Origin of the sequence: Pseudomonas fluorescens, assembly GCF_003732425.1 — a bacterium.
Taxonomy (GTDB): Bacteria; Pseudomonadota; Gammaproteobacteria; order Pseudomonadales; family Pseudomonadaceae; genus Aquipseudomonas; species Aquipseudomonas fluorescens_BE.
The window spans coordinates 286,004-309,256 of the sequence record NZ_MOBX01000002.1 but is presented as its reverse complement, the minus strand read 5'-3'; the positions used below and the strand labels follow the sequence as shown (position 1 = coordinate 309,256).

Here is a 23,253-nt window from a genome sequence, read left to right as displayed (position 1 = left end):
AGCGTTACACGCTGCTGTCAACACCTCTTTTTCAACTTCTTTCTGGCTTCGATGAACTGAAGCAACTCACTGCCGAAACCTACATAACTCATTGAATCTCAAGGAGTTTTCCGTTTCGACTGCGCCGGAAGTGGGGCGAATTATAGACATCTGAAATCTGCCGTCAACACCTATTTTCATAATTCTGTCACATTGGTCAAAAACCCCCGAAAACACGAAGGCCGACCTCAAGGGGTCGGCCTTCGCTGCACCACCCTTCTATTTACAAGCTAGGGAATGCGAACTGCGACGCTTCGTGGCTCGCCCGCTGCGGCCAGCGCTGGGTGATCGCCTTGCGCCGTGTGTAGAAGCGCACACCATCCGGACCATAGGCATGCAGGTCGCCGAACAGCGAACGCTTCCAGCCGCCGAAGCTGTGGTAAGCCACCGGTACCGGCAGCGGCACGTTGACGCCAACCATGCCGACTTCGATCTCGTCGCAGAACAGACGCGCCGCTTCACCGTCACGGGTGAAGATGCAGGTGCCGTTGCCGTATTCGTGATCGTTGATCAGTTGCATCGCCTCTTCCAGGCTGTTCACACGAACGATGCACAGCACCGGCCCGAAGATCTCTTCTTTATAGATGCGCATCTCTGGGGTGACGTGGTCGAACAGGCAGCCACCGAGGAAGAAGCCTTCTTCATGACCGGCCACGCTGAAACCACGACCGTCGACCACCAGGGTCGCGCCCGCTGCCACGCCGTCATCAACGTAACCGCTGACTTTATCCCGAGCCTGACCGGTCACCAATGGGCCCATGTCCAGACCGCACGAAGTGCCCGCGCCAATTTTCAGTGCCTTGATCTGTGGAACCAGTTTGGCCACCAGTGCATCCGCCACCTGATCACCCACACACACAGCTACCGAAATCGCCATGCAGCGCTCGCCGCAAGAACCGTAAGCCGCGCCCATCAGTGCGCTGACCGCGTTGTCCAGATCGGCATCCGGCATCAACACTGCGTGGTTCTTCGCGCCGCCCAATGCCTGCACGCGCTTGCCGCGCTTGGTGCCTTCGGCATAGATGTATTCAGCAATCGGCGTCGAACCGACGAAGCTCAGCGCTTTGACTTCCGGCGCTTCGATCAATGCGTCTACTGCAGTCTTGTCACCGTGAACCACGCTCATCACGCCTTTCGGCAGACCGGCTTCCAGCAGCAGTTGAGCGATCAACAGTGTCGAGCTTGGATCACGCTCGGACGGCTTGAGGATGAAGCAGTTGCCGCAGACGATCGCCAACGGGTACATCCACAGCGGCACCATGGCCGGGAAGTTGAACGGGGTGATACCGGCCACAATGCCCAGCGGCTGGAAGTCCGACCATGCGTCGATGTTCGGGCCGACATTGCGGCTGTATTCGCCCTTGAGGATTTCTGGAGCTGCGCAGGCGAACTCGACGTTCTCGATACCGCGCTTCAATTCACCGGCAGCGTCTTCCAGAGTCTTGCCATGTTCTTCGCTGATCAGTTGCGAGATGCGTGCTTCGTTCTGCTCCAGCAGTTGCTTGAAGCGGAACATCACCTGGGCGCGTTTGGCCGGTGGCGTGTTGCGCCATGCCGGGAACGCAGCCTTGGCGGCGTCGATGGCTTTCTGGATGGTCGCCTGACTGGCCAGTGGCAGTTTGTGGATTGCCTGACCGGTGGACGGGTTGAACACATCAACCGCGCGACCGTTCTCGGTCACCAGTTCGCCATTGATCAAATGCGGGATAACGCTCATCGAAAACTCCTGAATTCTTGTCCACAGGCAGCCGTTAAGGCTTGCCCGTTTTTGTAGGTATATATAGAAGGAAAAATCAGTCGAGCTTGTTCAGCACTTCGCCGACCGCGTCGAACAGACGATCGAGGTCTTGCGGCTTGCTATTGAAGGTTGGGCCGAACTGCAGGGTGTCGCCGCCGAAGCGTACGTAGAACCCGGCTTTCCACAGGGCCATGCCGGCTTCGAACGGACGCACGATGGCGTCGCCGTCACGCGGAGCAATCTGGATCGCACCGGCCAGGCCGAAGTTACGGATGTCGATAACGTTTTTCGAACCTTTCAGACCGTGCAGCGCGTTCTCAAAATGCGGAGCGACTTCTGCAACGCTCTGGACCAGATTTTCCTTTTGCAGCAGGTCGAGTGCTGCCAGGCCTGCGGCGCAGGCCACCGGGTGTGCCGAATAGGTGTAGCCGTGCGGAAATTCCACAGCGTATTCCGGCGTCGGCTGATTCATGAACGTCTGATAGATCTCGGAGCTGGCAATCACCGCGCCCATCGGGATCGCGCCGTTGGTGACTTGCTTGGCGATGCACATCAGGTCAGGGGTGACGCCAAAGGTGTCGGCACCGAACATGTTGCCGGTACGGCCGAAACCGGTGATCACTTCGTCGAACACCAGCAGGATGCTGTGCTGATCGCAGATTTCGCGCAGACGCTTCAGGTAGCCCTGCGGCGGCACCAGTACGCCGGCGGAACCGGCCATAGGTTCTACGAATACGGCGGCGATGTTCGACGCATCGTGCAATTCGATCAGCTTCAACAGCTCATCGGCCAGTGCAATACCGCCCTGCTCCGGCATGCCACGGGAAAATGCGTTGCTGGCCAGCAGCGTGTGCGGCAGGTGATCGACGTCCATCATCGCCTGACCGAACAGTTTGCGGTTGCCATTGACGCCGCCGAGGCTGGTGCCGGCAATGTTCACGCCGTGATAACCACGGGCACGGCCGATCATTTTGGTCTTGGTCGCCTGACCCTTCAGGCGCCAGTAGGCACGAACCATTTTCACCGCGGTGTCGGCGCACTCGGAACCGGAGTCGGTGAAGAACACATGGTTGAGGTTGCCCGGGGTCAGCTCGGTGATCTTCTCGGCCAGCTGGAACGACAGTGGATGGCCGTACTGGAAGCCCGGCGAGTAATCGAGGGTGCCCAACTGTTTGGAGACGGCTTCCTGAATTTCCTTGCGGGTGTGCCCGGCGCCGCAGGTCCAAAGACCGGACAGCGAATCGTAGATCTTGCGGCCCTTGTCATCGAACAGCCAGCTACCTTCGGCACCGACGATCAAACGCGGATCGCGCTGGAAGTTGCGGTTGGCGGTGTACGGCATCCAGTGCGCGTCCAGCTTCAGTTGGCTGGCCAGTGGCGACGGCGCGTTTTCAGGCATGTTCATCGGGCAAAACCTCGCAGGGCATAAGCTTCAGAGAGATAGAAAGCGTTGTTGCAGCTAAATTGCCACGGCGATAAAGTCGGTGAAATCCAACTCTTCTAACCTTCAGTTAGAACATTGCTAAACAATGAGAACAACAAGATGAGCAGCCGCCGCCCCGATCCGCTGGCCCAGGTCAGTGATTTTGATATCCGCTTGTTGCGGATTTTCCGCAGCGTGGTGGAGTGCGGCGGCTTCTCGGCAGCGGAAACCGTGCTCGGCATCGGCCGTTCGGCGATCAGCCAACAGATGAGCGATCTGGAACAGCGCCTCGGTTTGCGTCTGTGCCAGCGCGGTCGCGCCGGGTTTTCGCTGACCGAAGAAGGCCGCGAGGTGTATCAGTCGGCACTGCAACTGTTAAGTGCGCTGGAAAGTTTTCGCACCGAGGTCAACGGCCTGCACCAGCATTTGCGCGGTGAGTTGATCATCGGCCTTACCGACAACCTCGTCACCCTCCCCCACATGCGCATCACCCACGCCCTCGCTCAGTTGAAGGAGCGCGGGCCGGATGTGCAGATCCAGATTCGCATGATTGCGCCCAATGAAGTCGAGCAAGGTGTGCTCGATGGGCGTTTGCATGTCGGCGTGGTACCGCAGGCCAGTGCCTTGTCGGGGCTGGAGTATCAGCCGTTGTACAGCGAGCGTTCGCTGCTTTATTGCGCTGTTGGCCACCCGCTGTTTTATGTCGATGACAAGCAACTGGATGACGAACGCCTTAACAGTCAGGACGCGATCGCACCGACCTTTCGTTTGCCGGCGGAGATTCAGGCGCATTACCAGGCGCTCAATTGCACAGCGAGTGCTTCCGACCGTGAGGGCATGGCGTTTTTGATTTTGACCGGGCGTTACATCGGCTATTTGCCGGATCATTACGCCAGTCTTTGGGTGCAGCAAGGTCGCTTGCGTGCGTTGAAATCGCAAACCCGTTTTTATGACCTGAGCCTCGCATCGGTCACGCGCAAGGGCCGGCGCCCTCATTTGGTGCTGGAAAGCTTTTTGGAGAGTCTGGCGGCGACACGTTGAAAGCAAGATCAAAAGATCGCAGCCTTCGGCAGCTCCTACATTTGGGGGTTATTCGCCGATAAAGCTGAGCAAGTGGACAGCTTTTTGCAAAGCAGGATCAACCCCGATCCTTCAACAAGAAGCCTTAAGCCATGCAGCCAGATTCCGCACAGTCCAGCGACCTGATCTACGGCCTCAACGACCGCCCCAAACCCGCCGCCGCCATTCTTGCCGCGCTGCAACACGTGCTCGCCAGTTTCGTCGGCATCATCACCCCGCCGCTGGTGATTGGCTCAGCGCTCGGGTTGACCGCATATTTGCCTTACTTGATCAGCATGGCGTTGATGGTTTCGGGCGTCGGCACCTTTATTCAGGCGCGGCGACCGTTCGGCATCGGCGCGGGGATGATTTGTCTGCAAGGCACCAGCTTCGCCTTTCTCGGTGCGGTGCTCTCCGCTGGTTTTCTGGTCAAGCAACGTGGCGGCAGCCCGGAAGACATTCTGGCGATGATCTTCGGTGTGTGCTTTTTCGGCGCAATCGTGCAAATCGTCCTCAGCCGTTTCATCGGCCAATTGCGTCGCGTGGTGACACCGCTGGTGACCGGCATCGTCATCACCCTGATCGGCATCAGCCTGATCAAGGTCGGCATCACTGATCTCGGCGGTGGTTTCAACGCGCCGGACTTCGGTGCGCCGGGCAATCTGGCGCTGGGCGTGTTTGTGTTGCTGACGATCATTCTGCTCAACCGCTCGAATACACCGTGGGTGCGCTTGTCCGCAATCATCATCGGACTGGTGCTGGGCAGTCTGGCCGCCTGGTTCAGTGGGAAACTGCTGCCGCAGCCGTTGCCTGACTTGCCGCTGGTGAGTTTTCCTACGCCGTTCAGGTTTGGCTTCAGCTTCGACTGGACAGCTTTCCTGCCGGTCGCGCTGATTTATCTGATCAGCACCATCGAAACCGTCGGTGACCTTACCGCCAATTGCATGCTCGCTCGTCAGCCGATCAGCGGCCCTTCTTATATAAACCGCCTGCGCGGTGGCGTACTCGGCGATGGCGTCAGTTGCATGATCGCCGCGACCTTCAGCGCTTTCCCCAACACCACGTTTGCGCAGAACAACGGCGTGATCCAGTTGACCGGGGTTGCCAGTCGCTATGTCGGGTTGTACATCGGCGCGATTCTGTTTTGCCTCGGTCTGTTTCCAATGATCGGCGCGGTGCTGCAACAGATTCCGAAACCGGTACTGGGCGGCGCAACCCTGGTGATGTTCGGTGCGGTGGCCGCTGCCGGTGTGCGCATTCTCGCGCAGTCACCGCTGGATCGGCGCAGCATGTTGATCATCGCCACCTCGTTCGGCGTCGGCCTGGGCATTGCCGCGCAACCGAACCTGCTGCATCTGCTGCCGAAACTGGTGCAGAACCTGTTCGACTCGGCGATCACCAGCGGTGGTTTGACGGCAATCGCCTTGTGCATGCTGCTGCCAGAGTCGAAAACCGAGGCCGCTGAAGCGCATGCGCCGCTGAACAAGATCGAACAGGCGTAACGGTTTTATCGCACAAGGACTTGTCGGATGCCTGTGGGTGCGCTATCAACGCAACTGGTTGCACCCACAGACAAACCCGGAAGTGCCTATGACCTTTGAAGTCCCAGCCCATGGCGGCAAACCCGCCAGCCGCATTCGTCAGAAGAACGAAGAGACCATCCTCAAAGCCGCCGAAGACGAGTTCGCCCGTCACGGGTACAAAGGCACCAGCATGAACACCATCGCCCAGAATGCCGGGTTGCCCAAAGCGAACCTGCATTACTACTTCACCAACAAGCTTGGCTTGTACGTGGCGGTGCTGAGCAACATCATCGAGTTGTGGGACAGCACCTTCAACACCCTCACCGCCGAGGACGATCCGGCTGAAGCGCTGACCCGCTACATCCGCGCCAAGATGGAATTCTCCCGTCGTCAGCCACAGGCTTCGCGGATTTTTGCGATGGAAGTGATCAGCGGTGGCGAATGCCTGAGCGAATATTTCAATCAGGATTATCGCGCCTGGTTCACTGGCCGCGCGGCGGTGTTTCAGGCGTGGATCGATGCGGGCAAAATGGACCCGGTCGACCCGGTGCACCTGATCTTCCTGTTGTGGGGCAGCACCCAGCATTACGCTGACTTCGCCACGCAGATCTGCCGCGTCAGCGGTCGCAGCAAACTGACCAAGCAGGACATGGAAGACGCCGGCGACAACCTGATCCGCATCATTCTCAAAGGCTGCGGCCTCACTCCTCCTCTATAAGACGTTTATGCCTTTCACCCTCAGCGGTTTTTGCGAGTACCGCGAAGAGATTCGCAAAAGCCGCTTTATCACTTTCGCCACGCCGATCGGCAGTCCTGCCGAGGCGCAGGCGTTTTTCGAGCAGTACAGCGATCTGAACGCCTCGCACAACTGCTGGGCATGGAAACTCGGCGATCAATATCGCAGCAATGACGACGGCGAACCCGGCGGCACGGCCGGGCGACCGATTCTGGCGGCGATTGAAGCGCAGGATTGCGATCAGGTCGCGGTGTTGGTGATCCGTTGGTACGGCGGCATTCAACTCGGCACTGGCGGTTTGGCCCGGGCTTATGGCGGTGGGGCAAACAAGTGCCTGCAGACGGCGGCGAAGATTGAGTTGATCAGCCGGGTACCGTTGAGTTGCGCCTGCGGGTTTGCCGAGTTGCCGCTGGTGAAGTTGCGGGTCGCGGATCTGGGTGGGTTGGTAGTGGAGGAGAACTTTACCGCCAATGGTGTGGAGTTGAAGTTGGCAGTGAGTGAGGCGCAGATCGATGTCTTGCAAACCCAGCTAGCTGATTTGAGCCGTGGGCGGATTCTTTTGCAGCGGTGAAACAAGCTCAAAAGATCGCAGCGTTCCGCAGCTTCTACTTGAAATACGTTCCCCTACCGAAGGCTGCGATCTTTTGGGGCGATCCCGAATTTTGTTATTCCACAGACTTGCCCACATCTGCTGTGCACCCGACTGTGGATAACCTGAGTACATTCCGCTGTAACCCTTCTGTCACGTGGCTTTGCGCGGTTTGTTCACTTTTCGTTCAAATCACCCGACAAAACGAAAATTTCAAACAGAAACAGTCAGTTAGCGGTGTTTATCACCATTAGAAGAAAGCACTGCAGTGCTTATGCCCGGGTTTACAGCTTGCGCACAATAACTGTGGAACAAGCTGTGGATAACCCGTTCATGGCTGGCGCAGTCGCTGGATCCATCTAGTCCCCAAGGGATTGCTCGTTTTTTGATCAGATCGCGACGGGCAAAACTGGCGCCCGATCAACGGCTTTGCTCTGAATTGGTGCCGTCGTCATGCGTGAATCAGCCCTGAATGCTCTACGCCAAGTGCTCGCACACGCGGCCCGCTCGCGTTCCTGACTCAATGGCCAGGAAATTGCTTTATCCACAGGCACAACTCCAAAGCAAGTCGAGCCTGTCATGCCAATCGCCCCTCCCATCGCGCGCCTGCAATTGCGCCATATCAGCAAACGCTACCCCGGTTGTCTGGCCAATGACGCCATCGACCTGAGCATCGCGCCGGGGGAAATCCACGCCCTGCTTGGTGAAAACGGCGCGGGCAAAAGTACCTTGATGAAGATTATCTACGGCGTCACCCACGCTGATGCCGGGGAGATGCTCTGGCAAGGTCAGCCAGTGAATATCCGCAACCCAGCCCAGGCGCGGCAGTTGGGCATCGGCATGGTGTTCCAGCATTTCTCGCTGTTCGAAACCCTTAGCGTGGCGCAGAACATTGCTTTGGCGATGGGCGCAACAGCCGGCACGCCGAAACAACTGGAACCGAAGATCCGCGAAGTGTCGCGCCGCTACGGCATGGCACTGGAGCCGGAGCGACTTGTCCACAGCCTGTCGATCGGCGAACGGCAACGGGTGGAGATCGTTCGCTGCCTGATGCAGGACATTCGCCTGCTGATTCTCGATGAGCCAACCTCGGTGCTGACGCCGCAAGAGGCCGACGAATTATTCATCACCCTGCGCCGTCTCGCCGCCGAGGGCTGCAGCATTCTGTTTATCAGCCACAAACTCGCTGAAGTACGCGCGTTGTGTCATAGCGCGACGGTTCTGCGCGGCGGACGCGTGGCCGGGCATTGCCGGCCAGCGGAGTGCTCGGATCAGCAATTGGCGCAATTGATGGTGGGTGAAGCAGCGGCGTTGATTGGCGACTATCCGAAGGTCAGCGGCGACGCGGCATTTTTGCAGGTGAACGGATTGAGTTGGCACAACCCGGATCCGTTCGGCTGCTCGCTGACGGACATCGCTCTGGAAGTGCGCAGCGGTGAAATCGTCGGCATCGCCGGGGTCGCGGGCAATGGTCAGGATGAATTGCTCGCCCTGCTCAGCGGCGAACATACCCTGCCGCGGGCCGAAGCCGCGACCATCCGATTCTCTGCGCAGAACGTTGCCGACTTGCGCCCGGATGCCCGGCGCAAACTGGGCCTGGCTTTCGTGCCCGCCGAACGCCTCGGTCACGGCGCGGTGCCGGAATTGAGTCTGGCGGACAACGCCCTCCTCACCGCTTTCCAGCAAGGTTTGGTCAGCCACGGTTTGATCGAGCGCGGCAAAGTCGAAGCACTCGCCCGACAGATCATCCAGCGCTTCGGCGTGAAAACCCCGGACACGCAAACCGCCGCGCGCAGTCTGTCGGGCGGCAATCTGCAGAAATTCATCCTCGGCCGGGAAATCCTTCAGCAACCGAAACTGCTGATCGCCGCGCACCCGACTTGGGGCGTCGACGTCGGCGCCGCTGCGACCATCCACCGCGCACTGATTGCGTTGCGCGATGCCGGCGCGGCGATTCTGGTGATCTCCGAAGACCTCGATGAACTGTTCCAGATCAGCGACCGCCTCGGCGCATTGTGCGGCGGGCGTCTGTCGGCACTGCAAGACACCAGCGCGACCCAACTCAGCGACGTTGGCGGCTGGATGGCCGGCCAGTTCGACCACACACCCTCAGCCGCCACGGTTTAACGGAGTTATACACATGCTGCTTTCCCTCGAACCCCGTGGCCAGCAATCGCGCCTGATGCTGTGGTGCTCGCCGTTATTGGCGGCGGCGCTGACGCTCGGCTGCGGCTCGCTGCTGTTCATCGCCCTCGGCCACGATCCGCTGCAAACCTTGCACACGCTGTTGATCGCACCGGTCAGCGACTTGTATGGCGTCTCCGAACTGCTGGTCAAAGCGCTGCCGATTCTGCTCTGCGCACTCGGTCTGGCGGTGGCGTATCAGGCGCGAATCTGGAACATCGGCGCCGAAGGTCAACTGCTCCTCGGCGCACTCGCCGGCAGTGCCTTGGCGGTAAACATTATCGATATGCAAAGCCGTTGGGCGCTGGTGTTGATCCTGCTCACCGGCACCCTCGCCGGCGCGGCGTGGGCCGGGCTGACGGCGTGGTTGCGCACGCGCTTCAACGCCAACGAAATCCTTACCAGCATCATGCTCAATTACATCGCCCTGAACTTGCTGCTGTTCTGCGTCCACGGGCCGTTGAAGGACCCGGCCGGGTTCAACTTTCCCGAGTCGGCGATGTTCGGCGACGCCAGCCGTTTGCCGTTGTTGATGGAGGATGGCCGCGTGCATGCCGGGGTGTATTTCGCCCTGCTCGCACTGGTCGCGGTGTGGGTGTTGTTGCAGAAAAGCTTTGTCGGTTTCCAGATCAAAGTGCTTGGGCTGGACAAGCGCGCGGCGGGATTTGTCGGCTTTCGCGAGAAGCGTTTGATCTGGCTTGCGCTATTGATCAGCGGCGGGCTGGCCGGACTGGCCGGCGTTTGCGAAGTCACCGGGCCGATAGGCCAGTTGGTGCCGCAGGTGTCACCGGGTTACGGCTATGCGGCAATCACCGTGGCTTTTCTTGGGCGACTGAATCCGATCGGGATTCTGTTTTCCAGTCTGCTGATGGCGTTGCTGTATATCGGTGGCGAGAGCGCGCAAATGACCCTGAATCTGCCGCAAGCGATCACCCAGTTGTTTCAGGGAATGATGCTGTTTTTTCTGCTCGCCTGTGACGTGTTGATCCTCTATCGGCCTCGCCTGAATCTGCGCTGGGTAAAGCGCACGTCGACCACTGCCGTAACCGCCGGAGCGCTGTGATGGATATCGATCTGTTGAGCAATATTTTCTACGCCATGGTGCGTTGCGGCACGCCGCTGTTGCTGGTGGCGTTGGGTGAACTGATCTGCGAAAAGAGCGGTGTGCTCAACCTCGGGCAGGAAGGGATGATGCTGTTTGGCGCGGTGATCGGTTTTATCGTCGCGCTCAACAGCGGCAACCTCTGGCTTGGCGTGTTGTTGGCGATGCTGGCCGGGATGTTGTTGTCGTCGCTGTTTGCCTTGGTGGCGTTGGTGTTCAACGCCAATCAGGTGGCGACCGGGTTGGCGCTGACGATTTTTGGTGTCGGGCTGTCGACCTTTGTCGGGGCGGCTTGGGTCGGTAAACCACTGGCCGGGTTTGAGCCGTTGGCGATTCCTTACTTGAGCGAGATTCCGCTGATCGGGCGGATGCTGTTTGCTCAGGATCTGCTGGTGTATCTGTCATTCGCGCTGTTTGCGCTGGTGGCGTGGGTGATCATCAAAAGTCGTGTCGGCTTGATCATTCAAGCGGTTGGCGAGAACCCGGATGCGGCCAGTGCGATGGGTTTGCCGGTGTTGACCGTGCGCACGCTGGCGGTGCTGTTTGGCGGGGCGATGGCCGGGTTGGCCGGGGCGTATCTATCGCTGGCGTACACGCCGATGTGGGCCGAGAACATGACTGCCGGACGTGGCTGGATCGCGTTGGCGCTGGTGGTGTTTGCCAGTTGGCGAGTGTGGCGGTTGTTGCTTGGGGCTTACTTGTTTGGACTCGCCAGCATCCTGCACCTGGTGGCGCAGGGGTTGGGGCTGGCGATTCCGTCGAGTTTGCTGGCGATGCTGCCGTATGTCGCGACGATTGTGGTGCTGGTGTTGTTGTCGCGCGATGCGCTGCGGACGCGGTTGTATGCGCCGGTTTCGCTTGGGCAGCCTTGGCAGTCAGGGCATTAGGAGGCGAATTCACTGGCCTCTTCGCGAGCAGGCTCGCTCCCACATTTGACCGAGTTCACTCAGATTCCCTGCTCGCGAAGACTTACTCACAGGCAACACCTGAGCAATGCCCCACGCCAGTTCGAAGACCAGGAAAACAATCAGAATCGAACTGGCGCCGTGCAGCAAGGCATACGCCTGCCAAGCCGCAAACAGAAACCGCCCCACCGCGTCATACCGTCCATAAAGCGCCTGCGGATCACGAATCCGCAGCACCGCCCACACGCACACCACCGAGCCCAGCAGATTCGCCATCAACAGGTGCACAGGCTCAAACGCCGGCAGTTCACCGGGCAAATTCAGCGCGGTCAAAAATCCATGCAAAGCGGCAAAACTCCAAGGCGTGGCAAATGCCACCGTGACGATCAGGTCATACCAGGCACTGCCAAGCACCACATTGCGATACTGCGTTGAAGTCCACATCATCCATGCTCCGCAAAATTCAGGGAGCAAGCACGGTAAAGCCTGGAGTATGCTCCAGGGTCAATATCCTTTTTGAGAGCCCGCATGCGAATCGGTGAACTAGCCCAAGCCTGCGCCGTCAGCCGTGACACCCTGCGCTTCTACGAGCAGCGCGGGTTGATTGCGGCGCAACGCAGTGCCAACGGTTACCGCGACTATCCGCCAGACATGGTGCAACTGGTGCTCTATATCAAAACGGCGCAACGCCTGGGATTTACCCTTGGCGAGATCAGTGACAGCGTTGCCGCGCTGTGGAATGCCCCCAATCCAGACAACGCCGTGGCGCAGTTGCTGCGCGACAAGCTGCAACTGATCGAAACCCGTATGCGCGAACTCGACACGCTGCGGCAAGAGTTGCAACTTCGCCTCGGTCAGGCCTGTCCATTGAACCCATGATCCTCATTCATCAAGGAAGCCCATCATGTCTGCAAAAAACGCACTGATCATCGGCGCCTCCCGGGGCCTTGGCCTCGGTCTGGTGAAAACCCTGCTGGCCGACGGCTGGCAAGTCACCGCCACCGTGCGCAATCCTGCCAATGCTCAAGCGCTAGAAGCGCTGGGCAAGGTGCGGATCGAGAAGCTCGACATGGACGATCAGCAAGCGGTGATCGCCCTGAATCAGCAGCTCAAGGGCGAAACGTTTGACCTGCTGTTCGTCAATGCCGGGGTCAAAGGTCCGGCAGATCAGACGCCCGGCGGCGCGACACTGGCTGAGGTCGGTCAATTGTTTTTCACCAACGCGGTGGCGCCGATCAATCTGGCCCAGCGTTTTGTCGGGCAGATTCGTGACGGCAGCGGCGTGCTGGCGTTCATGAGTTCCGGGCTGGGCAGCGTGACGGTGCCGGACGCGCCGGAGTTGGCACTGTACAAGGCGAGCAAGGCTGCGCTGAACTCGATGACCAACAGTTTTGTCACGCAATTGGGTGAGCAGAAGATGACGGTGTTGTCGCTGCATCCGGGCTGGGTGAAGACCGACATGGGCGGTGAAGGGGCTGACCTTGACGTGGAAACCAGCACCCGTGGGCTGGTTGATCAGGTGAATGCGTACACCGGCAAGGGTGGGCATCACTTCATCAACTACAAGGGTGAAACCATTCCCTGGTAACCCCGCCCCCCCTGTAGGAGCTGCCGAAGGCTGCGATCTTTTGATCTTAAAAACAAAATCAAAAGATCGCAGCCTTCGGCAGCTCCTACAGGAGTTGTGTATTTTGGCGTTGTTGTCCGGTCGGGTTGGGCTTGCCCGGCGTGGCAATTTGTTTGAAACTGCGCACCTCGTCCCCCGCGGCGACCCTGGATCAGCAGACAGGGCATCACTGAGCTGGCAACCCTGAACCCCATTTTCAGAGGAGCCGGCAACATGCCCGCGACCCGTACCTGGTTAAAAAATCCCCTCGCCATTTTCACCTCCAACGAGCTCGATGCCCGTGGCGGTCTTGTCGTGCAAGACGGTGTCATCGTCGAAGTTCTTGCTGCCGGCCAACAGCCGTCGGCGCCGTGCAATGCAGTGTTCGACGCCCGCGAGCATGTAATCCTGCCGGGCCTGATCAACACCCACCACCACTTCTATCAGACCCTGACTCGCGCCTGGGCGCCGGTGGTCAATCAGCCGTTGTTCCCGTGGCTGAAAACCCTGTACCCGGTGTGGGCGCGCCTGACGCCTGAAAAACTCGCGCTCGCCACCAAAGTCGCTTTGGCCGAACTGTTGCTGTCGGGTTGCACTACGGCGGCAGACCATCACTACCTGTTCCCGGACGGTCTGGAAAACGCCATCGACGTGCAAGTCGAAACCGTGCGTGAACTGGGCATGCGCGCCATGCTGACCCGTGGCTCGATGAGCCTCGGCGAGAAGGACGGCGGCCTGCCACCGCAGCAGACCGTGCAGGAAGGTCAGGTGATTCTCGACGACAGTCAGCGCCTGATTCACGAGTACCACGAGCGTGGCGATGGTGCGCAGATCCAGATCGCCCTGGCACCGTGCTCGCCATTCTCGGTGACCCCGGAAATCATGTCGGCCAGTGCTGAGCTGGCGAACAAACTCGACGTGCGTCTGCACACGCACCTGGCCGAGACCCTCGATGAAGAAGATTTCTGCCTGCAGCGTTTCGGCCTGCGCACCGTCGATTATCTGGACAGCGTCGGTTGGCTCGGCCCACGCACCTGGCTGGCCCACGGCATCCACTTCAACCCGGACGAAATCGCTCGCCTCGGTCAGGCGGGAACCGGCATCTGCCATTGCCCGAGTTCGAACATGCGCCTGGCCTCCGGCATCTGCCCGAGTATCGATCTGACTGATGCCGGCGCGCTGTTTGGTCTGGGCGTGGACGGTTCGGCGTCGAACGATGCGTCGAACATGATTCTGGAAGCGCGTCAGGCGCTGTACATCCAGCGTCTGCGTTACGGCGCCGAGAAGATCACCCCGGAACGCGTGCTGGGCTGGGCGACCAAGGGCTCGGCGAGCTTGTTGGGCCGTAGCGATATCGGCGAACTGGCGGTCGGCAAGCAGGCGGATCTAGCGTTGTTCAAGCTCGATGAGCTGCGCTTCTCGGGTAGCCATGATCCGATTTCGGCACTGTTGTTGTGCGGTGCGGATCGCGCAGACCGGGTGATGATTGGTGGCAAGTGGCGCGTGGTCGATGGCCAGGTTGAGGGGCTGGATCTGAAAGGCCTGATTGCCGATCACAGCCAGGCTGCTCGCCAGTTGATCGCCGGTACCTGATCCAACACCCCCCCTGTAGGAGCTGCCGAAGGCTGCGATCTTTTGATTCTGTTTTGAAAAACAAGATCAAAAGATCGCAGCCTTCGGCAGCTCCTACAGGGGGATTTTTTGGCCTTTTAGAGGCCCAGCAGGGACAGCATGATAAAAGTCGCAAACAGCACGAAGTGCGTCATGCCTTCGATGGCATTGGTCTCGCCGTCATTGAGGTTGATCGCGCTGACGATCAGCGTGATGAAGATCATCACCGTCTGCACCGGCGTCATCGCCATCTGAAACGGCTGGCCGGTGTACAGCGCCATCGCCTCCATCACCGGCACGGTCAGAATCACCGTCGACAATGACGCGCCCATCGCAATGTTCACCACCGACTGCATGCGGTTGGCCAGTGCCGCGCGCAATGCGGTGAGAATCTCTGGTGCTGCAGAAATTGCCGCCACCAGAATCGCCGTGATCACCGGCGGCGCGCCCGTGCCTTCCAGGCCCAGATCGAGGGTCTTGGACATCACCTCGGCCAATGCGCCGATCACCACAATGCCAAACACTAGTATGCCGATCGACAGGCCGATGCTCGGTGCTTTCGCCTGCGCGTCCTGCGGCTCTTTCTTGCGACGTTTGTCCGGGTAGCTGTAGCTGAAAAAGTAACTGTGCGGGCCGACCTGCATGCGCAGGAACAGCGCGTAAAGCACCACCATTGCACCGATTGTGAACGCCGAGTAAATCTTCCAGTTGGCCTCGGGAATGAACTCCGGCACCACCATCGACACGCCCATCGCGGTGAGGATCATTACGCTGTAGCTGCGCGCCGAATCGTCGTTGTAGGACTGCTCGCCATGCTTGATCCCGCCCATCAGCGCAGCGAGGCCGAGGATGCCGTTGATGTCGAGCATCACTGCCGAATAAATCGTGTCGCGCACCAGCGTGGGCGACGCTTCGTTGCTCATCATGATCGCCAGAATCACCACCTCCACCAGCACGGCGGCCAGTGTGAGGATCATCGTGCCGTAAGGGTCGCCGACCTTTTCGGCGAGCAATTCGGCGTGATGGGCGACGCGCATCGACGCGGCGACGATGAAGGCGATCAGCACCAGACCGGCAGTCAGCGCGACGATCTGGCCGCTGTGCAGCATCCAGTGTTCCAGCGGATAGGCGACGCACGCGGCGATGACTGCCAGCAGCAGAAAGCTTTCTTGCTTGAGGATTGTGAACATGGCGGGCCTTTTACCGAAGAGTGCGAATGAGCTACTGACTGCGGGGCGGCGCTAACGTTTCGTTACACCTTAGCGCACCAGCCGATGGCGTGAATTCGCCGAGTTGCACTGCGTTGGTTCCTGCTCCGAAAAGATCGCAGCCTTCGGCAGCTCCTACAGTGAGTACGCCGATCCAATGTAGGAGCTGCCGAAGGCTGCGATCTTTTGCTTTTTTGTCCTGTTGGTCAGCAATTTGCATTGCCCCTGATCACACACAACAAAATGGAGTTCGAGTTCATGCAAATACGTCCGCTGCACAAACTGCTGTGCGCCGCCCTCGGTCTGGGGATCAGTCTGAGCGCCAGCGCTGCCGATCCGCTGAAGGTCGGTTTCGTCTACATTGGCCCGATCGGTGACCACGGCTGGACGTATCAGCATGAACAGGGGCGCAAGGCACTCGCGGAAAAATTCGGCAACCAGATCACCACCAACTACGTGGAGAACGTCGCCGAAGGCGCCGACGCCGAGCGGGTGATCCGCAACATGGCCAAGGACAAGTACGACCTGATCTTCACCACCTCCTTCGGCTATATGAACCCCACCGTCAAAGTCGCCAAGCAGTTTCCCAAGGTGACCTTCGAGCACGCCACCGGCTACAAACAGGACAAGAACCTCGGCACCTATCTGGCGCGCACGTACGAGGGGCGTTACGTCGGCGGTTTCCTCGCGGCGAAGATGACCAAGACCAAGAAGATCGGCTATGTCGCTTCGTTCCCGATTCCGGAAGTGATCCGCGACATCAACGCCATCCAGCTGGCCCTGAACAAGTACAACCCCGGCACCGAGATCAAAGTGGTGTGGGTCAACTCCTGGTTCGATCCGGGCAAGGAAGCCGATGCGGCCAACGCGCTGATCGATCAGGGCGTCGACGTGGTGTTCCAGCACACCGACAGCCCGGCGCCGATTCAAGCCGCCGAACGTCGTGGCGTGTACGCGGTGGGTTACGCCTCGGACATGGCCCACTTCGGACCGAAAGCGGTGCTGACCTCGATCGTCAACGACTGGGCGCCGCACTACATTCAGGCGACGCAGAGCGTGATCGATCACAGCTGGAAACCTCAGGACTACTGGGGCGGCTTGAAGGAAGGCACGGTTGAACTGCCGATCAGCGACCTGGTGCCGGCGCCGGTAAAAGCCGAGGCCGAGCAGATCATTGCCGACATCAAAAGCGGTGCGTTCCAGCCGTTCACCGGGCCGATCAAGGATCAGGCCGGGGTCGAGAAAATCCCCGCAGGCGTAAGCGCGACCAATGCGCAACTGGCGTCGATGAACTATTACGTGGAAGGCATGAAGGCTGAGATGCCGAAGTAATCCCCCGATTCACCACACAGAACCCTGTGGGAGCGAGCCTGCTCGCGAAAGCGGTGTGTCATTAAACAAAAATGTTGTCTGACACTCCCTCTTCGCGAGCAGGCTCGCTCCCACATTGGAAACACAGCGTATTCAAGGATTGTGTATGGATCAGCTTCCGATCATCGACATCAGCCCGCTCTACGCCGACGACGAAAATGCCTGGCCCGACGTGGCCGGGCAAATCGACCACGCCTGCCGCGAGTGGGGCTTCTTCTACATCAAGGGTCACTCGATTTCCGCGCAACGCATCGACGCGGTGCTCGACCATACCCGGCGTTTCTTCGCCCTGCCCACCGCCGAAAAGCTCAAGATCGACATCACCCAGACCCGCCATCACCGTGGCTACGGCGCGATTGCCACCGAGCAACTCGACCCGAGCAAGCCCAGCGATCTGAAAGAGACCTTCGACATGGGCCTGCACCTGCCGGCCCACCATCCCGACGTGCTCGCCGAAAAACCGCTGCGCGGGCCGAACCGTCATCCAGCGCAAACCGGATGGGCTGAGTTGATGGAGCAGCACTACCTCGACATGCAGGCCCTTGCGCAGACCCTGCTGCGGGCGATGACCCTTGCGCTGAACATCGAACGCGACTTCTTCGACAGCCGTTTCACTGATCCGGTCAGCGTCCTGCGCATGATCCATTACCCACCGCGTCACACCGCCAGCTCTGCCGAGCAGCAAGGCGCCGGCGCGCACACCGATTATGGCTGCATCACCCTGCTCTATCAGGACAGCGCCGGGGGCTTGCAGGTCAAGAACGTGCGAGGCGAATGGATCGACGCGCCGCCCATCGACGGCACCTTCGTGGTCAACCTCGGCGACATGATGGCGCGCTGGAGCAACGACCGTTATCGCTCGACCCCACACCGGGTGATCAGCCCGCTCGGCGTGGATCGCTACTCGATGCCGTTCTTCGCCGAACCGCACCCGGACACGCGTATCGAGTGTCTGCCGGGTTGTCAGGACGCACAGCACCCGGCGAAATATCCGACGACCACGTGCGCCGAATTCCTGCTGTCGCGCTTCGCCGATACCTACGCCTATCGCCGCGAGCAGGAGGCCGTGTGATGGATCGCTTGGTCAGGTTTTGCCAATTGTTTCGGCGAGCATCTGTAGAATGCCGTCATTGCACCTGATGAGAAAAGACTATGTACGACTGGCTCAACGCCTTGCCCAAGGCTGAACTGCACCTGCACCTGGAGGGCTCGCTGGAGCCTGAGCTGCTGTTCGCCCTGGCCGAGCGCAACAAGATCGCCCTGCCGTGGAGCGACGTGGAAACCCTGCGCAAGGCTTACGCCTTCAACAACCTGCAGGAATTCCTCGACCTGTATTACCAGGGCGCCGACGTGCTGCGCACTTCGCAGGATTTCTACGACCTGACCTGGGCCTACCTGTTGCGCTGCAAAGCGCAGAACGTGATTCACACCGAACCGTTCTTCGATCCGCAGACCCACACCGACCGGGGCATCCCGTTCGAAGTGGTGCTCAACGGCATCGCCGCGGCACTGAAGGATGGCGAGCAGCAACTGGGCATCACCAGCGGTTTGATCCTCAGCTTCCTGCGCCACCTCAGCGAAGAAGAAGCCGAAAAAACCCTCGATCAGGCGCTACCGTTCCGTGATGCGTTTGTTGCTGTCGGCCTCGACAGCTCAGAGATGGGCCACCCGCCGAGCAAGTTCCAGCGCGTGTTTGATCGTGCCCGTCACGAAGGCTTCCTGACCGTGGCCCACGCCGGCGAAGAAGGCCCGCCGGAGTACATCTGGGAAGCCATCGACCTGCTGAAAATCCAGCGCATCGACCATGGCGTGCGCGCCATCGAAGACGAGCGCCTGATGCAGCGCATTATCGACGAGCAGATCCCGCTGACCGTGTGCCCGCTGTCGAACACCAAACTTTGCGTGTTCGATCACATGTCCCAGCACAACATTCTCGACATGCTCGAGCGTGGCGTGAAGGTCACCGTGAACTCCGATGACCCGGCGTACTTTGGTGGATACGTGACCGAGAACTTCTACGCACTGCATGAGCATTTGGGTATGACCCAGGATCAGGCCAAGCGCCTGGCGCAGAACAGCCTGGATGCGCGCCTGGTAAAACCGTAAGCAACACCGAAGTCCCCATGTGGGAGCGAGCCTGCTCGCGAAGAGGGCGTGTCAGTTAACATTTTCGGTTAATGACACTCCGCTTTCGCGAGCAGGCTCGCTCCCACAGTGGGTTCTTTGTTTAGCCTGGGATTCGGGCTTCGGTCAGCTCTTCCAGGGTTTTACCCCGCGTCTCCATCCCGAACAGCCACACCACCCCCGCCGCGATCGCAAAGCACGCCGCGCCCAGGGCAAACACCCCGCCCTGCCCGGTAATCGGGAATACCAGTCCGGTCACCAACGGCCCGAGCAGCGAACCCACGCGGCCAATCGCCGAGGCGAAGCCCGAGCCGGTTGCCCGTGCCGACGTTGGATACAGCTCCGGTGTATAGGTGTAGAGCACTGCCCACATGCCGAACAGGAAAAACTGCATCAGCAACCCGGTGCCGATCAGCAGCGCCACGTTGCCGCCAAACACTGCGCTCTGGCCGTAGAGAAACGCCATCACCCCACCACCGAGCAAGGTGACGATGCACACCGGTTTACGCCCCCAGCGCTCGACCAGCCACGCGGCCATCAAAAATCCCGGAATCCCGCCCAGGGAAATCAGCACCGTGTAATACACCGACTGCGTCACGGCGAAACCCGACTGTTGCAGCAATGCGCTGAGCCACGACGTCAGCCCGTAAAAGCCGAGCAATGCGAAGAACCACAGACTCCAGAGCATCGTCGTACGCTGGCGATATTGCGGCGACCAGATCTGCTTGAGTGCCGCAAAGAAATTGCCCGGCGGCGTGACGGTGCGCGGCAAGCGCAGCGGCTCAGGTAGCGCGGCACCGCCCAGTGAGGAACGCACCCGCGCCTCGATACCGTTCAACACCTTGTCTGCCGCCTCATGCTTTCCGGCCTGCTCCAGCCAGCGCGGAGACTCGGGAATGAAGAACCTGATTGCCAGCACAAACACTGCCGGCACCGCCAACACCAGAAAGATGTCGCGCCAGCCAATCAGCGGCAGCAGGAAATAAGACAGCACGCCGGCCGCAACGAAGCCGAGCGGCCAGAAGCCGTCCATCAACGCGATGTAACGACCGCGACGTTGCGCCGGAATCAGTTCCGAGAGCATCGATTGGGCAATCGGAAACTCCATGCCCATGCCAATCCCCAACAGGATGCGAAACAGCGTCAGCGTCTCGACGGTTTGCGCCGTCGAGCACAGATAACTGGCCACGCCCCACAGCACGATGCTCCACTGAAACACCGGTTTGCGCCCGAAGCGATCGGCAAGCAGGCCCGACAGCGACGCCCCCAGCACCATGCCGAAAAAGCTCGAACTGGCGAGCAAACCCGCTTGCGCACTGCTCAGGCCGAACTCGGCTTTGATCGAACCGAGCAGGAACGTCATCATCGCCAGGTCCATGGAGTCGAAGAAAAACGCCAGGGCGATGATGATGAAAATGATCCGGTGATAACCGCTGATCGGCAGTCGTTCCAGGCGTTCTGCCGCGCTGTAGCCTTGATTATCCATGCCGCGTCCCCATCCGAAATGTCCCCGGATCAGTGTGCGTGATAGCGACATGGCGTTCGTGCTGGATGCGACCTGTTCGCACTCATGGGCGACGCCAGCAAGAATGCTGCCGTGGCAGGTACTGATTACGCGGCGCTACTACGCCGTCTCCAGTTCGGTTTCCTTGGCGAATCGATGCAGTTCACGCTGCCCGGTCGCTGTCAGTTGCAGCGCCCTCGAGTCATTGGGCAAAGTCAGCCAGCCTGACTGCATGAACAACTGCAGCAACGCTGCGCCGAGGGTACCGCCCATGTGCGGACGGCGCTCGCTCCAGTCCGGGCAGGCACAGGCCACCTGTACATTGCGGTGGGCCAGCGCCTGAATGAACACGCCCCGACCGGCCAGTTGTTTCGCACCTTTGAGGGTTACCACCACGCGCTGTTCAACCTGTTCGATCCAGCCGGCATCGAGCAGTCGTTGATAAAGGTCGGCCGCCAGCGTGCCCCCCAGATGATCATCGCAAAAGCGTGCGCGCAACAGCGAAGAGGGGGCCGCCTGGGGCTTGGCCATAGGGGTGCTGCGTTTGAAAACCTCGGCGACTTCACGCGGCGCGCTGGCGATGGTGGCACTGGCCAGCGCCTCTATCGCCGCGCCCACCTCAGGTGCCGAGAGGCGGAAAAACCGTTTGCGACCACGGACTTCGACCTTCAACAGACCACCAGAGGCCAGTCGTGCCAGGTGCGCACTGGCCGACGACGGCGACAGACCGGCCAGTAACGCAAGCTCCTCGGTCTGCCGGGCCGAGCCATCCATCAGCGCCCACATCATCGCGCTGCGCTTGGGGTCGGCCAGCAACGTGGCGATCTGGCTGATGCAAGGTGCATGTTCCATGTATTCACTCCCTGTGGAATCGTATCGTCTACTGCTCGCAGACATCTTGACCAGTAATGAGTCGGCGGCCAAGACGCGAAAATCGCCCTGAGCCGGGGCAAGGCAGGCCATTGGCGCAATATCTCCCGGCGCAGAAACCATCCTCGCTGAACAATCCTGAACCAGACAGGAGCAGTACAGCGGGAAGGCGTTCGAGCCGGGTTCAGGTACTGGCATGAGGCGGGCGCTAGTATAAGCGGGATGCAAGCTGCGTCCCGCGCCGCAGCCTGCACGGGTGGTGATTGTTCCTGACAGAAATTTCTCTATTTAGCTGCGACTAATGATCAACTTTCGAGAAAACGGGAAATTGGCTACTCAAATAAGCGCATCGGCTGGCGAGCATTTCCCTCAGAAGGTTCACCGGCTTACTTAATTGGGCGCGATGAGCGCACAACAGATTCAGCGGGGCGCGCTCACACAGCAGCTCCGGCAGCAGCAGTTTGAGGCGCCCGGCGAGCACATCGGCGCCCACGTCCAGCCAGGATTTATAGGCTATTCCCGCGCCAGCCAGCGCCCACAGACGTACAACGTCAGCGTCATCGCTGAAACGATCGCCACTGACGGTCAGGCTGACTTCGCGTTTGCCGTCGTGAAAACTCCAGTGGTCATGCACCCGACTGCCTAGCATGTACAACAGGCAATTGTGCTGCGCCAGTTGTTCGAGCTGGCGCGGTTCGCCGTGCCGGGCCAGATACGCCGGGGAAGCGCACAGCACTCGACGGTTTTGCGGGGCGATGGGCAAGGCGATCAGGCTGGAATCTTCCGGCTCGCCATAACGCAAAGCGATGTCCACAGGTTGGCGGAACAGGTCGGCGATGCGGTCGCCGAGCAGCAAGCGCACGGTCAGCTTCGGGTGCTCGCGCTGGAACTCGTCGAGCCAAGGCAACAACAGGTTGCGGCCAAAGTCCGAAGGCGCCGACAACTGCAAGACCCCACTGACCTGATCCTGGCCGCTGGCCAGCAAGCGCCGGCCTTCATCCAGATTGCTCAGCGCCGCCCGTGCGTATTCGAGAAAACCTTCGCCTTCGGCCGTCAGGCGCAAGCTGCGGGTTGAACGCGCGAGCAAACGCGCGCCGAGTTGCTGTTCGATCCGTTTCAACGCCGCACTGGCCACGGCCGCGGACATGTCCATCACCCGCGCAGCCGCCGACAGACTGCCCAGATCCGCCGCCCGGACAAATAACTGCAAATCATCGAAACGCAGCATGCTCAGCCTCGATTATCAAAAAAATATTGAAAGAGACTGCTCTTTTAGCCGGTTTTATCTCGCAGAGAAATAGCCAATCATCTCTCCATCGAATTCGTCCCGCTTCTCTGGAGCCGAGCATGTCCCAGCCCTTCACCGCTATCGCCACCCTGATCGCCAAACCCGGCCAACAGGATCTTCTCGAACAGGGCCTGCGCGCACTGGTTGAACCGAGCCGCGCCGAAGACGGTTGCAGCCAGTACGACTTGCACCATGATCTCGCCGACCCGCAGGTTTTCTATGTGATCGAGCACTGGGTCAGCGAAGCTACTCTTGAGGCGCACAACGCCAGCGCGCACTTCCAGCAGTTCCAGGCCAGCGCCGGCCACGCCATCGAACACTTCCAGCTCAAGCGCCTCGGCGCGATTGCCTGATTCCCTCTTCTATTACCTGT

The 23,253-nt window shown here is 59.9% G+C and carries 21 protein-coding genes; 14 read left to right on the top strand and 7 right to left on the bottom strand.

Translation table 11 applies throughout. The annotated features are described in order from the left end of the window. Positions 1 to 262: 262 nt before the first annotated feature. Both BK670_RS02835 and aptA read right to left on the bottom strand, forming a co-directional pair. On the bottom strand, positions 263 to 1,756 hold the full coding sequence (locus BK670_RS02835; protein ID WP_123448520.1) for a CoA-acylating methylmalonate-semialdehyde dehydrogenase: 1,494 nt from the start codon (positions 1,754 to 1,756) through the stop codon (positions 263 to 265). A 76-nt stretch (positions 1,757 to 1,832) separates the two neighbouring features. Beyond that, a complete protein-coding gene (aptA, locus tag BK670_RS02830; RefSeq protein ID WP_123448519.1) occupies positions 1,833 to 3,182 on the bottom strand; it encodes an omega-aminotransferase AptA in 1,350 nt (449 codons plus the stop codon). A gap of 138 nt (positions 3,183 to 3,320) precedes the next feature. Here aptA and BK670_RS02825 point away from each other — a divergent pair, with 138 nt between their 5' ends. The 7 genes from BK670_RS02825 (at position 3,321) to BK670_RS02795 (ending at position 11,280) form a co-directional block, all read left to right on the top strand. Then, complete coding sequence (locus BK670_RS02825; protein WP_007914725.1) at positions 3,321 to 4,241, top strand: LysR family transcriptional regulator; 921 nt, start codon at positions 3,321 to 3,323, stop codon at positions 4,239 to 4,241. Between the two features lie 131 nt (positions 4,242 to 4,372). Beyond that, entirely contained in the window at positions 4,373 to 5,761 is a 1,389-nt protein-coding gene (locus BK670_RS02820; RefSeq protein WP_123448518.1) for a uracil-xanthine permease family protein, read from the top strand. A gap of 88 nt (positions 5,762 to 5,849) precedes the next feature. Next, entirely contained in the window at positions 5,850 to 6,500 is a 651-nt protein-coding gene (locus BK670_RS02815; protein ID WP_123448517.1) for a TetR/AcrR family transcriptional regulator, read from the top strand. Between the two features lie 7 nt (positions 6,501 to 6,507). Further along, positions 6,508 to 7,089: an IMPACT family protein gene (locus tag BK670_RS02810; protein WP_123448516.1), complete on the top strand. Its 582-nt coding sequence runs from the start codon at positions 6,508 to 6,510 to the stop codon at positions 7,087 to 7,089. A 597-nt stretch (positions 7,090 to 7,686) separates the two neighbouring features. Further along, positions 7,687 to 9,234 carry an ABC transporter ATP-binding protein gene (locus tag BK670_RS02805; protein WP_123448515.1) on the top strand — a complete coding sequence of 516 codons (1,548 nt, stop codon included), beginning with the start codon at positions 7,687 to 7,689 and terminating at the stop codon, positions 9,232 to 9,234. Between the two features lie 13 nt (positions 9,235 to 9,247). Beyond that, complete coding sequence (locus BK670_RS02800; protein WP_123448514.1) at positions 9,248 to 10,354, top strand: ABC transporter permease; 1,107 nt, start codon at positions 9,248 to 9,250, stop codon at positions 10,352 to 10,354. Next, positions 10,354 to 11,280: an ABC transporter permease gene (locus BK670_RS02795; RefSeq protein WP_099757921.1), complete on the top strand. Its 927-nt coding sequence runs from the start codon at positions 10,354 to 10,356 to the stop codon at positions 11,278 to 11,280. The genes BK670_RS02800 and BK670_RS02795 overlap by 1 nt, the downstream gene beginning before the upstream one ends. 9 nt (positions 11,281 to 11,289) lie before the next feature. Here BK670_RS02795 and BK670_RS02790 read toward each other — a convergent pair whose 3' ends face one another. Further along, positions 11,290 to 11,742, bottom strand: coding sequence for a hypothetical protein (locus BK670_RS02790; protein WP_259697516.1), 453 nt, complete (start codon positions 11,740 to 11,742; stop codon positions 11,290 to 11,292). A gap of 84 nt (positions 11,743 to 11,826) precedes the next feature. Between BK670_RS02790 and BK670_RS02785 the strand changes: the two genes are divergently transcribed. The 3 genes from BK670_RS02785 (at position 11,827) to BK670_RS02775 (ending at position 14,497) form a co-directional block, all read left to right on the top strand. Further along, positions 11,827 to 12,177 carry a MerR family transcriptional regulator gene (locus BK670_RS02785; RefSeq protein ID WP_123448513.1) on the top strand — a complete coding sequence of 117 codons (351 nt, stop codon included), beginning with the start codon at positions 11,827 to 11,829 and terminating at the stop codon, positions 12,175 to 12,177. Between the two features lie 22 nt (positions 12,178 to 12,199). Beyond that, positions 12,200 to 12,886, top strand: coding sequence for an SDR family oxidoreductase (locus BK670_RS02780; RefSeq protein ID WP_123448512.1), 687 nt, complete (start codon positions 12,200 to 12,202; stop codon positions 12,884 to 12,886). Positions 12,887 to 13,138: 252 nt separating this feature from the next. Continuing rightward, positions 13,139 to 14,497: an 8-oxoguanine deaminase gene (locus tag BK670_RS02775; RefSeq protein WP_123448511.1), complete on the top strand. Its 1,359-nt coding sequence runs from the start codon at positions 13,139 to 13,141 to the stop codon at positions 14,495 to 14,497. A gap of 116 nt (positions 14,498 to 14,613) precedes the next feature. On the opposite strand, the gene BK670_RS02770 is transcribed toward BK670_RS02775, so the two are convergent. Continuing rightward, on the bottom strand, positions 14,614 to 15,705 hold the full coding sequence (locus BK670_RS02770; protein WP_077570869.1) for a calcium:cation antiporter: 1,092 nt from the start codon (positions 15,703 to 15,705) through the stop codon (positions 14,614 to 14,616). Between the two features lie 276 nt (positions 15,706 to 15,981). On the opposite strand from BK670_RS02770, the gene BK670_RS02765 reads away from it, so the two are divergent. The 3 genes from BK670_RS02765 to BK670_RS02755 all read left to right on the top strand — a co-directional run bounded on the left by BK670_RS02765 (position 15,982) and on the right by BK670_RS02755 (position 19,200). After that, complete coding sequence (locus tag BK670_RS02765; protein ID WP_123448510.1) at positions 15,982 to 17,055, top strand: BMP family ABC transporter substrate-binding protein; 1,074 nt, start codon at positions 15,982 to 15,984, stop codon at positions 17,053 to 17,055. Between the two features lie 145 nt (positions 17,056 to 17,200). Then, the gene (locus tag BK670_RS02760; RefSeq protein ID WP_123448509.1) at positions 17,201 to 18,166 is read left to right on the top strand and encodes a 2-oxoglutarate and iron-dependent oxygenase domain-containing protein; all 966 of its coding nucleotides are present in this window, start codon (positions 17,201 to 17,203) and stop codon (positions 18,164 to 18,166) included. An 80-nt stretch (positions 18,167 to 18,246) separates the two neighbouring features. Next, positions 18,247 to 19,200, top strand: a complete 954-nt coding sequence (locus BK670_RS02755; RefSeq protein ID WP_095047396.1) for an adenosine deaminase — start codon at positions 18,247 to 18,249, stop codon at positions 19,198 to 19,200. 121 nt (positions 19,201 to 19,321) lie between these two features. On the opposite strand, the gene BK670_RS02745 is transcribed toward BK670_RS02755, so the two are convergent. From BK670_RS02745 to BK670_RS02735, 3 genes are all read right to left on the bottom strand, one after another. Further along, the gene (locus BK670_RS02745; RefSeq protein ID WP_123448508.1) at positions 19,322 to 20,704 is read right to left on the bottom strand and encodes an MFS transporter; all 1,383 of its coding nucleotides are present in this window, start codon (positions 20,702 to 20,704) and stop codon (positions 19,322 to 19,324) included. Positions 20,705 to 20,842: 138 nt separating this feature from the next. Continuing rightward, positions 20,843 to 21,574, bottom strand: a complete 732-nt coding sequence (locus BK670_RS02740; RefSeq protein WP_123448507.1) for an ArsR/SmtB family transcription factor — start codon at positions 21,572 to 21,574, stop codon at positions 20,843 to 20,845. A 316-nt stretch (positions 21,575 to 21,890) separates the two neighbouring features. Beyond that, complete coding sequence (locus BK670_RS02735; protein WP_123448506.1) at positions 21,891 to 22,820, bottom strand: LysR family transcriptional regulator; 930 nt, start codon at positions 22,818 to 22,820, stop codon at positions 21,891 to 21,893. Between the two features lie 119 nt (positions 22,821 to 22,939). Here BK670_RS02735 and BK670_RS02730 point away from each other — a divergent pair, with 119 nt between their 5' ends. Then, positions 22,940 to 23,233 carry a putative quinol monooxygenase gene (locus BK670_RS02730; RefSeq protein WP_123448505.1) on the top strand — a complete coding sequence of 98 codons (294 nt, stop codon included), beginning with the start codon at positions 22,940 to 22,942 and terminating at the stop codon, positions 23,231 to 23,233. The last annotated feature ends 20 nt before the right edge of the window (positions 23,234 to 23,253 follow it).